This window comes from Massilimicrobiota sp. An134 (assembly GCF_002160815.1).
GTDB lineage: Bacteria > Bacillota_I > Bacilli_A > Erysipelotrichales > Coprobacillaceae > Allocoprobacillus > Allocoprobacillus merdigallinarum.
The window spans coordinates 1-10,218 of the sequence record NZ_NFLH01000053.1; the positions used below are offsets into that span (position 1 = coordinate 1).

Consider the following 10,218-nt stretch of genomic DNA (forward strand, 5'->3'; position numbering starts at 1 on the left):
GAAACACCTGTACCCATGCCGAACACAGAAGTTAAGCATCACAGCGGCGAAGATAGTAGGCAACTGCGAAAATAGCACGCTGCCAGTCCATGTGAGGGAATAGTCATTCTATTCCCTCCTTTTTTATTCTCATTCCTTTTTTGACAGATAATTCATCATAACAAGTGCAACAAAAAAACTCCAAGATTGGAGTTTTTATCTTTTATTTATTTTTTAATAAACTTGCAGCAGCTTCATCAACAACTAAAATACAATCAGGATGATCTTGTAAAGCACTTGCAGGTACATCTGTTGTTTTTGGTCCTTCAACTGTAGCTTGAATAGCTTTTGCTTTTCCTTCACCAGAAGCAATAAGAAGCACTTTTTTAGCTTTCATAATATTTGCAATCCCCATACTTACTGCTTGAGTAGGTACATCTTCAATTTTACCATTAAAGAATAAACGTGCATTGTCTTCAATTGTAGATTGTTTTAAATCAACCTTGTGAGTAACTGAATCAAAAGGTGTTCCTGGTTCATTGAAACCAATATGTCCATTAGAACCAATTCCTAATAATTGAATATCAATAGGATTGTCTTCTAATAATTGGTTATATGCTTTACATTCTTCATCAATATTGCCATTTCCTTTTGGAACATGAACATTATTCATATCAATATCTAATTCATTAAATAAGTTATGACACATAAAATAATGATAACTTTGAGGATGAGATTGATCTAAACCAAAATATTCATCAAGATTAAATGATTTAATATCTTTGTATGAAGTTCCATTTTTCTTGTGATCTTCTCTCATCAATTCATAAAGTCTAATAGGTGTAGATCCCGTAGCTAAACCTAAATTAGCAGTTGGATTGTTTTTAACAACATTCAACATAATTTCACAAGCTTTTTGACTTGCTTCTTCATAATCTTTTACAATAATGACTTTCATCTTTGTCCCTCCTATAATATACTTTTATTATATAACAAGCATAGTGAAATGAAAAGCTATATTTTCATATTTTGAAAATTATAAATTTAATAAATATAGAAAGTTTAATCTTTATTTTATATTGAAAATAAGGTAAAATAAATTTATATGGAGGTAGGTCAAAATGACAATGATTAAAGGTATTGCGGCATCTAATGGTATTGCAATTGCTAAAGCATACAAATTAGTTATGCCTGATTTAACAGTAACTAAAGAAACTGTTGAAGATGTAGAAAAAGAAATTAAAGCTTATGAAGATGCAATGGATTGCACAAGTAAGCAACTTGAAGCTATTAAGGAAGCTGCTTCAAAAAATTTATCTGCTGAAGAAGCTGCAGTTTTTGATGCACATGCTTTGGTTTTATCTGACCCTGAATTAAAAACACAAGTTGAAGATAAAATTAAAAATGAAAAATGTAATGCAGCTGCTGCTTTAGAAGAAGTAGCTAATACATTTGTAGCAATGTTTGAATCTATGGGTGATGAATACTTTAGAGAAAGAGCTGCTGATATTAAAGATGTTTCTCGTCGTTTATTAGCTAATCTTTTAGGAAAATCATTACCTAACCCTGCTTTAATTGATGAAGAAGTTGTGATTATTGCTGATGATTTAACACCTTCTGATACAGCACAATTAAATAAAAATTTAGTTAGAGGATTTGCTACAAATATTGGTGGAAGAACTTCACACTCTGCTATCATGGCAAGAAGTTTGGAAATTCCTGCTGTTGTTGCTTGTAAAACAGTGACTGATGAAGTTAAAGATGGAGATATGATTGCTCTTGATGGTATTGAAGGAGTTGTTATGATCAATCCTGATGAAGATACTATTAAAGAATATACTCAAAAACGTGATGAATATATTGCATATAGAGAAGAACTAAAGAAATTAGTTAACGAAAAAACTGTATCAACAGATGGTCATCATGTTGAATTAGTTGCCAACATCGGTTCACCAAAAGATTTAGCTGGTGTTAAAGAAAATGGTGGTGAAGGTGTAGGTTTATTTAGAACTGAATTTTTATATATGGAATCTGCTGAATTACCAAGTGAAGATAAACAATTTGAAGTTTATAAAGAAATCTTAGAAGGTATGGCTGGTAAACCTGTTGTTGTAAGAACACTTGATATTGGTGGAGATAAGGAAATCGAAGCTATTGATTTACCTAAAGAAATGAATCCATTCTTAGGTGTACGTGCAATTCGTTTATGCTTCCAAAGAGAAGATATTTTTAGAACTCAATTAAGAGCATTATTAAGAGCTTCTGTTTACGGTGATTTAAGAATCATGTTCCCAATGATTGCGACATTAGGAGAATTTAGAAAAGCTAAAGGTATCTTAATGGAAGAAAAAGAAAAATTGGTTGCAGAAGGTGTTAAAGTATCTGATACTTTACAAGTTGGTATCATGATTGAAATTCCTGCTGCTGCAGTTTTAGCTGATCAATTTGCTAAAGAAGTTGATTTCTTCTCAATTGGTACTAATGATTTAATTCAATATACATTCGCTGCTGATAGAATGTCTTCAGGTGTATCTTATTTATATCAACCATTTAACCCTTCAATCTTACGATTGGTTAAACATGTTATTGAATCAGCACATAAAGAAGGAAAATGGGCAGGTATGTGTGGAGAAATGGCTGGAGAACCAATGGCAGCTCCATTATTACTTGGTTTAGGATTAGATGAATTCTCAATGTCTGCAACTTCAATTTTGGCACAAAGAAAATTAATTAGAGAATTATCTCAAAAAGAAATGGCTGATTTAGCTAATCAGGCAATTAATTGTACAACAATGGAAGAAGTTGTTGAATTAGTTGAAAAAGTTATTAAAAAATAGAACATACAATAGAATTTAAAATGTAAAAAGGACAGTGTTCATTGTGAACGTTGTCCTTTTTTAAAAATATATTCAGCAATAATTTCTACTATTTTTTCTAAAAAATCCTGATCATTTAAAGTAAATCTATTAAAATAGGGAGAATCAATATCTAAGACACCCATTAATTCATTTTGTACGATTATAGGAATAACAATCTCACTTTTACTACGACTATCACAAGCAATGTGACCACTAAATTGATGTACATCTGCGACACATATTGTTTGATGTAATAAAGCTGCTTTACCACAAACACCTTGACCAATAGGAATCCTTAAACAAGCTACTTTACCTTGGAAAGGACCTAAAATGAGTTCATGATTATCAACGAGATAAAATCCTACCCAATTAATATCTGGAATGATTTCATTTAAGAAAGCAGACATATTTGCCAGGTTAGCAGTGATATTTTCCTCATCTTTCACTAATTCATAGGCTTGCTGTAAAAATAATTGTGTATTCATTGCTTTCACCTCTTTTTTAGTATAACATAAATATATCATAAATGAGAGGTAGTAGAAATGGAAAAACAAAAATTCAGTGACTATGGTATGTTTGAAGGACATTCTGAATATGAGCTGGCTGTACAAAGGTGTGAAGATATATATCAAAGAAGATATGACTTAAGAAGTGATTTTGCAAGAGATTATACCAGAATTATCTTTTCACAAGCGTATCGTCGTTTAAAACATAAAACACAAGTTTTTTTTGCTGTCGAAGATGATCATGTCTGTACACGCAGTGAACATGTCAATCTGGTTGAGTCTATCTCATATACAATTGCACATCAACTGGGTCTAAATACAGAACTTACAAAAGCCATTGCAGTAGGACATGATTTGGGTCATGCGCCTTTTGGGCATGGTGGTGAAACTATTTTGACTGATATTGCTAAATCTCATGATTTAGATAAGTTCTGGCATGAAAAAAATAGTTTACATTTTGTTGATCATATTGAATTATTAGAAGATAATAACCATTATCAGCATAATTTAAATCTTACATATGCTGTACGTGATGGAATTATATCTCATTGTGGAGAAATGAATCAAAAATATATTCAAAGAAGAAAAGAATATATCAATCTTAATGATTATCAATATGCAGGACAATACAATCCATGGACATATGAAGGATGTGTTGTAAAGATGGCTGATAAAATTGCTTATTTGGCTAGAGATATTGAAGATGCTTTACGTTTAAATGTTTTAACACAATCTCAAATTGATGAATTAAGAACACAATTAAATCAAATGGGGAATTATCAATTTCATGCGATTAATAATGGTTCTGTTGTTAATTATTTTATACATGATGTGGTGGAAAATTCTTGTGTAGAAAAAGGAATAGGCTTATCTCAGGAAGCTTTTGATAAAATGAAATTTATTATGAAATTCAATTATCAAAATATTTATTTAATTAAAAGGGTTCAAGTTCATGAAAAATATGTGTCTTTAATTTTGCATTCTATTTTTGATTTTTTATATGATTATAAAAATCATAATGATTTTATTAAAGATTTAAAGCAGGATTTAAAACAATATCCAAAGTTAATTGGTCATTATTTAGCGTGGCTAGAAAAATACGCTGTTATAGAAAATTATTCGAGAAAAAAAGAATATCATAATCATGTTGTTTATGATTTTATCTATGATTCTCAAGCTTTTGAAAAAAGTATTATAGATTATCTAGCAGGAATGAGTGATGCATTTATTATTCAGCTTTTTAATGAGTTGATTTCTTTTTAAAAGATATTCAAGTCTTTTATGAAATATGATAAAATGAAGCGAGAAATGAGGGGAAATAATTATGCCAATCAAAATACCAGATAATTTACCTGCTGCTAAAATATTAAAAGAAGAAAATATATTTATTATGAGTGAAACACGTGCAACAACACAACGCATTAGACCGTTAAAGTTATTAATTTTAAATATTATGCCAACCAAAATTGTAACGGAAACACAATTATTAAGATTATTATCTAATACACCTTTACAAATTGAAGTAGATTGGATTCACATGGCAAGTCATGAATCTAAAAATGTTTCAAAAGAACATTTATTGGCTTTTTATAAAACTTTTGATGATATTAAAGACAATAAATATGATGGTTTAATTATTACAGGAGCACCAGTTGAAAAACTTGAATTTCAAGATGTGGATTATTGGGATGAATTGACAACATTATTAGAATGGTCTAAAACGCATGTTTTTAGCAGTTTCTTTATTTGTTGGGCAGCACAGGCAGCCTTACATTATTTTTATGGTGTTTCTAAGTATTTATTGCCACATAAATTAACTGGTGTATATCTACATCATACGAATGTTGAAAAAATGCAAAGAAAAATTTTGCGAGGTTTTGATTATCAATTTTATGCACCCCATTCACGTTATACCAGTGTATCTAAAGAAGATATTGAAAAGATAGATGACTTAGATATTTTAGCTGAATCAAAGGGTGCAGGGGTTTATATAGTTGCTTCAAAAGATGGATCACGTTTTTTTGTGACTGGACATCCTGAATATGATCCTGATACTTTAGATAAGGAATATAAAAGGGATTTAGCTAATCCAGATATTATCAGTGAAATGCCAAAAAATTATTATTTGAATGATGATGTCAATAATGAAATACAAGTCAAATGGCGTTCTCATGCTTACTTGATTTTTGCAAATTGGTTAAATTATTATGTTTATCAACAAACGCCATATAATTTAGATGATTTAAAAGAAAGATGACATTTTATAACATATTATGGGAATTTTGTTATAAAATTCATCTTTTTTATGTTAAAATATAACAAAATACATTGAATTTCATATTTTTATATAATATAATTTTATTTGGAATGTAATGAAAGAAGGGGTGTTTTAATGAGAAAAAAATTCTGTCGATTATGTATGTTAGTTATCTCATTAACATTAGTTATAGGGTTAGTTATAAATGTTTCAAATCAAAATTCTGTTGAGGCAAAAGATAGTTCTTCAAAAGGACCAGAAATAACAGACTATTTTACTGTTATTAATGAAGATGGAAGTACATCTATTGTTGATTTTGATGATATTGAAAATGACAACTCAGCAATTATTGAACAATCAAAAGAATATAATTTGGTTGCTAAAACTGGTAATGATAAAGAAGTTATAGCAACTTATGAAAATGAAGAAGAAGCTCAGGAAGCTTTAGATAATAAGGTTAAAACAAAATCAAAATTACGTGCAAGAACCTTTTCTGTTACAACATATGCTGTTGAAGAAAAAACAAAGGATATTGAATATGGTGTTTTGTATCTAGAATCTGAAGGAAAAGATAAAAATGGAAATCTGCAACCCTATTTAACTTATGATAATGTTTTAACTGGATATGATGGATACACAACAGGAAGTTATGCCAAAGATGCTGCTTATATTGGTGAGTTTAATGGAAAAATTCGTGGTAAGCAAGCAGGAGTAGTGATGGATTTTAATAAAGAGGATGTTACAATTGTAGATTACACAAAGGCTAAAAATATTTCGCATTATTATGTTGAGGGTGGTTACTTATATCATAAATATTATTATGGATCAAAGAGTTTTGGTGTGCAAAAAGTCGGGAAAAAGCCAAGTTATTTAAGTGAAGGAATAAATTATTATAGTTATGATGGACATTATTTCTATACGAGTTATCCAACAATGATTAAGGACTATCAAAACAGTAATACATCTTATCCTAACGCTGTTAATAAATCTAATCCTTTCTACAATTATTATCAATTTCTTTCACATCGTTCTAAAACAACTTTAACTTCATCAAACTTTAATACTATTACAAATGATAAAGTGGGCTCTAGTTCTTCAAAAATGAAAAATATGGGGCAATATTATATTGACAATCAAAATACATATGGAACTAATGCTTTATTGATGTTTGGTGTATCCGGAAATGAAAGTAAGTGGGGAACAAGTGCAATAGCACAAGATAAAAATAATTTATTTGGACATGGTGCAGTAGATAATAATCCATATTATGGAGCAAATGGATATGAAAACCCTCAAACAAGTATAAAATATCATGCAGAAAAATTTATTTCCAATGGATATTTAGACAATGAGGATTGGCGTTATAATGGTGGACATTTAGGTGATAAATTATCAGGTATTAATGTTCGCTACGCTTCTGATCCTTATTGGGGAGAAAAAGCAGCTAGTGTTAATTATTATTATAATTATGGAAATGATTATAATAAATATACAATTGGTATAATCAATGGGCAACAAAAAAGTTATAAACTTTATAAAGAACCTGGTTCAACTGTTACTCATACATTGGGAAGCGGTAGTAGCCCACGTACATATAATTTACCAGTTATTGTTTTAGATACAGTGACTGTATCAGGGAAAAAATGGTATAAAATTCAAAGTGATACAGCGTTGAATGAATCTCGTACTGATACTGATTGGGATAATCAATATAAGTTTTCAAGAGATTATTTATATGTTCCTGCATCAGATGTGACAATTGTTACAAATGGTAGTGATAGTAGTACATCTGATAGTCCTACATCTTATACACGAGGAGATGTGAATGGTGATGGGAAAATATCATCTAGTGATTTGCTAAAATTAGAAAAATATATTATTAATTCTAATAAAAATAATTTGACATCTCTACAAAAAGAAGCTGCTGATATTAACAATGATGGAAAAATAACAACAAGTGATTTATTGAAGTTAGAAAAATATATAGTTTTTGGTACTAAATTTTAATGAATGGAGTTTTTTATGAAAAAAATATTATTGTGTTTTATTTTAATTTTTGGAATGTTTGCATTTCCTATTGATGCAAAAGCAATTTCTGCATCTAGCTCTTTGTCTGGTCCAACTACAGTAACTGTAGGAAGTACAATAAGTGTGACTGCAAGTGTATCAGCTTCCAGAATGTATATCATACAGGGAAATATTACCTCTTCTAATAATTCAGTACTTTCAGGATCTGGTTCATTGTATAAGAAAGCTGATTTGTCTGTTTCAGAAAACGGATTTACTTCTGCATCAAAAACAGTTCAGTTTACAGCAAAGTCTGAAGGAACTGCAACTATTAAGTTGATAGATACAGGAATAGGTATTACAGTAGATGATGAACCAATATCGTTTTCATCCTCTTTGACAGTAAAAGTTGTTGCTAAAACAAATAATACTTCAAGTAATTCAAGTAGTTCTAGCTCTTCAAGTAGTTCAAATAATTCTAGTTCTTCAACTACTACAACAGTTCAAGAACCTGAAGTAAAAAAATCTAGTGAAAAGAATTTGTCTTCTTTAAGTGTGTCTGAAGGAACTTTGTCACCAAAGTTTTCAGCAGGAACAACAACATATAAAGTTGATTTAACAAATGAAGTTAAGAAATTAACTATTAGTGCTAAAGCTAAAGATAGTAAAGCTAGTGTTTCAGGAACTGGAGAAAAAGAGTTAAAAATAGGTGAAAACAATTTTACAGTGACTGTTACGGCTGAAGATGGTAGCAAAAAAACATATACAATAAGTGTTTATGTAACAGAAAAACCAACACAGTTTGTGAAATTAGGAGATCAAAATTTAGGAATTTTGAATGATTTATCTAAAGCTGATGTACCAAAAGGATTTGAAAAAACAACAATTAAAATTGATGATAAGGATGTAACAGCCTTACAGAATAAAGATCTTGGATTAACGTTATTATATCTACAGACTGAAGATGAAAAAACTGGATTTTATATTTATGATGTAGATAATAATAAGGTTCTAAGACAATATCAGACTTTAACAGTGAATGGAAAAACATATGTCATTATGGATGCTCCTGAGAATCTGGAAGAAGTTCAAGGTTTAGAAAAATCAACAATTAAAATTGGTGATTTAGAAATGAATGGATGGAAGTTCAATGAAGAAACATTATCACATTATACGCTTGTATATCTGATGAATGATGCTGGAGAATCAGGATTATATACTTATGAAGATACAGAAGGTACATTACAAAAATATACACCTGTTGAAGAAAAAGATAATACATTAACATATGTATTTATTGGTACAACTGTTGTATTTGCATTATCAACTGCCGTTGTTGGTTATATGTATTTTAATTTCAAGAAAAAATCTATTTCGGCAATTAAAGATTATTACGATAAGAAAAATCAAGGATAATGAATCCTTGATTTTTTTAGGTGTGCCGGGCATGGCACGAATTCAGTTGGAGATAAGCCAACCACAGGTATTTACCGCCAAGTGTAGTGAACCACAAGTCGTTAACAGTGATGTTGAGGATGGAGGAAGTGGAGTAGCGATTCTTTCGAGCGTACGAACAGAAACCTGATATAAGGCTAAATGGTGGATGAAGTTGCCTAACAAACTGAAGTCCAAAAGGTAAACGTAAAACCAAGACAGTAAATCAGGACGTTGTGAAAGAAATAGGATTCGTGAATTACCCCGGGAGGTCTTGTGGACGATGAATTCCAATATCTTTAAAATCAGTGATGGTAACATCGGTCGAAAAAGGTCTGCCACAAGAAGTCAGCTGAGGTCGTAGTAGGTAAGGACATCTATACCAAAGGACCTAATGTTTATATGGTGCAACTCACCATGCGCAATGTCTGGACAGTTCGGAATCAAGGATAGTTCCATAAGTGGGAATCGTAATCCTATGGGAATGAAGGTAGAGGGAATGGTTCCAGATATATCTACAAAAGGAAGGAGAAGCAACAACATGAAATTAATCGAAGTGATTTTAAGAGATGAAAATCTCGAAGAGGCAATCAGAAGAGTCAAGAGTAATAAAGGTGTACCTGGCATTGATAAGATGACAGTGAATGAAATTGACGCGTATTTCAAGACCCATAAGGAACAGATAAAGAAACAGATACTGGAAAAGAAATATAAACCTCAACCTGTAAGAAGAGTCTATATTCCTAAATCAAATGGTAAGAAAAGACCTTTAGGAATTCCAACAGTAGTAGATAGAGTCATCCAACAGGCGATAGCACAAGTATTATCAGAAATTTATGATAGTAAGTTTAGTGAGAATAGTTTTGGCTTTCGACCAAATAGAAGTGCCCATGATGCCATCATGCGAACACTGGACTACCTGAATGAAGGATACGAATGGGTCATTGATTTAGATATAGAAGCATACTTTGATACAGTCAATCACGATAAATTAATTTCAATACTTAGAGAACATGTGAATGACTCGACAACACTGCATTTGATTCGCAAATTCCTGTAGGCAGGAATCATGGAAAATGGTCTTGTAAAAGCTAGTACCATAGGAATGCCACAAGGAGGACCTCTAAGTCCAATTCTATCAAATATCTACTTAGATAAATTTGATAAGGAATTAGAA

Annotated in this window: 8 protein-coding genes and 1 rRNA gene; 7 read left to right on the plus strand and 2 right to left on the minus strand. The window is 30.7% G+C overall.

The features are described from left to right. A 5S ribosomal RNA gene (gene rrf / locus B5E79_RS14085) occupies positions 1-88 on the plus strand; the annotation flags it as partial. A 114-nt stretch (positions 89-202) separates the two neighbouring features. Here rrf and nagB read toward each other — a convergent pair. Beyond that, entirely contained in the window at positions 203-937 is a 735-nt protein-coding gene (gene nagB, locus B5E79_RS12740) for a glucosamine-6-phosphate deaminase (RefSeq protein WP_087298293.1), read from the minus strand. A gap of 169 nt (positions 938-1,106) precedes the next feature. Here nagB and ptsP point away from each other — a divergent pair, with 169 nt between their 5' ends. After that, entirely contained in the window at positions 1,107-2,816 is a 1,710-nt protein-coding gene (gene ptsP / locus B5E79_RS12745; RefSeq protein WP_224759450.1) for a phosphoenolpyruvate--protein phosphotransferase, read from the plus strand. 38 nt (positions 2,817-2,854) lie between these two features. Here ptsP and B5E79_RS12750 read toward each other — a convergent pair whose 3' ends face one another. Then, positions 2,855-3,322 (minus strand): GAF domain-containing protein, encoded by a 468-nt coding sequence (locus tag B5E79_RS12750; RefSeq protein ID WP_087245123.1) that lies wholly within the window; start codon positions 3,320-3,322, stop codon positions 2,855-2,857. A 57-nt stretch (positions 3,323-3,379) separates the two neighbouring features. On the opposite strand from B5E79_RS12750, the gene B5E79_RS12755 reads away from it, so the two are divergent. From B5E79_RS12755 to B5E79_RS12775, 5 genes are all read left to right on the plus strand, one after another. Further along, the gene (locus B5E79_RS12755) at positions 3,380-4,606 is read left to right on the plus strand and encodes a deoxyguanosinetriphosphate triphosphohydrolase family protein (RefSeq protein ID WP_087298294.1); all 1,227 of its coding nucleotides are present in this window, start codon (positions 3,380-3,382) and stop codon (positions 4,604-4,606) included. A gap of 61 nt (positions 4,607-4,667) precedes the next feature. Next, positions 4,668-5,600 (plus strand): homoserine O-acetyltransferase MetA, encoded by a 933-nt coding sequence (gene metA / locus B5E79_RS12760; protein WP_087298295.1) that lies wholly within the window; start codon positions 4,668-4,670, stop codon positions 5,598-5,600. A gap of 135 nt (positions 5,601-5,735) precedes the next feature. Then, positions 5,736-7,607, plus strand: coding sequence for a dockerin type I domain-containing protein (locus B5E79_RS12765; RefSeq protein WP_087298296.1), 1,872 nt, complete (start codon positions 5,736-5,738; stop codon positions 7,605-7,607). A 15-nt stretch (positions 7,608-7,622) separates the two neighbouring features. Continuing rightward, positions 7,623-9,023 (plus strand): cadherin-like beta sandwich domain-containing protein, encoded by a 1,401-nt coding sequence (locus B5E79_RS12770; protein WP_241147500.1) that lies wholly within the window; start codon positions 7,623-7,625, stop codon positions 9,021-9,023. A 559-nt stretch (positions 9,024-9,582) separates the two neighbouring features. Next, positions 9,583-10,101, plus strand: a complete 519-nt coding sequence (locus B5E79_RS12775) for a reverse transcriptase domain-containing protein (protein ID WP_143746791.1) — start codon at positions 9,583-9,585, stop codon at positions 10,099-10,101. Positions 10,102-10,218: the final 117 nt, after the last annotated feature.

Excerpts from the sequence above, each read along its gene's own strand:
- nagB (WP_087298293.1), bottom strand. The coding sequence starts at position 937 with ATGAAAGTCATTATTGTAAAAGATTATGAAGAAGCAAGTCAAAAAGCT.
- ptsP (WP_224759450.1), top strand. The coding sequence starts at position 1,107 with ATGATTAAAGGTATTGCGGCATCTAATGGTATTGCAATTGCTAAAGCA.
- B5E79_RS12750 (WP_087245123.1), bottom strand. The coding sequence starts at position 3,322 with ATGAATACACAATTATTTTTACAGCAAGCCTATGAATTAGTGAAAGAT.
- B5E79_RS12755 (WP_087298294.1), top strand. The coding sequence starts at position 3,380 with ATGGAAAAACAAAAATTCAGTGACTATGGTATGTTTGAAGGACATTCT.
- metA (WP_087298295.1), top strand. The coding sequence starts at position 4,668 with ATGCCAATCAAAATACCAGATAATTTACCTGCTGCTAAAATATTAAAA.
- B5E79_RS12765 (WP_087298296.1), top strand. The coding sequence starts at position 5,736 with ATGAGAAAAAAATTCTGTCGATTATGTATGTTAGTTATCTCATTAACA.
- B5E79_RS12770 (WP_241147500.1), top strand. The coding sequence starts at position 7,623 with ATGAAAAAAATATTATTGTGTTTTATTTTAATTTTTGGAATGTTTGCA.
- B5E79_RS12775 (WP_143746791.1), top strand. The coding sequence starts at position 9,583 with ATGAAATTAATCGAAGTGATTTTAAGAGATGAAAATCTCGAAGAGGCA.